General features: G+C 39.8%; 1 protein-coding gene. It reads right to left on the bottom strand.

Features of this window, described 5'->3' with window-relative positions; all coding sequences use genetic code 11:
* A partial coding sequence (locus tag E1171_RS22985; RefSeq protein ID WP_187696074.1) for a hypothetical protein occupies window positions 1–269 on the bottom strand: 269 nt, incomplete at both ends.

Raw genomic sequence — 269 nt, forward strand, 5'->3', positions numbered from 1 at the left:
CAAAGTACAATTGAGATTTTAAACTTTCGGTAAAGGAGTCAAAGTTCACAGCCAAACCATATGAATCCACAGGACGATTCAGCATATATTTTGTGCCTCCATAATTGGATTTTATACCTGTCATGGTGTTCAGGTCATAATTTTGGACTGACTGCGTTCCTCCAAGGTAATTTGTACTCAAAACTCTGGCTCCCTTCTCTTGGATTGTACCACTAGAATTGATGTTGGCCAAGTTAGAGGTTCCGGAAACGGTTAAAGAAGCGTTTATG

The sequence above is a fragment of the Xanthovirga aplysinae genome (assembly GCF_009711365.1).
GTDB classification, from domain to species: domain Bacteria; phylum Bacteroidota; class Bacteroidia; order Cytophagales; family Cyclobacteriaceae; genus Xanthovirga; species Xanthovirga aplysinae.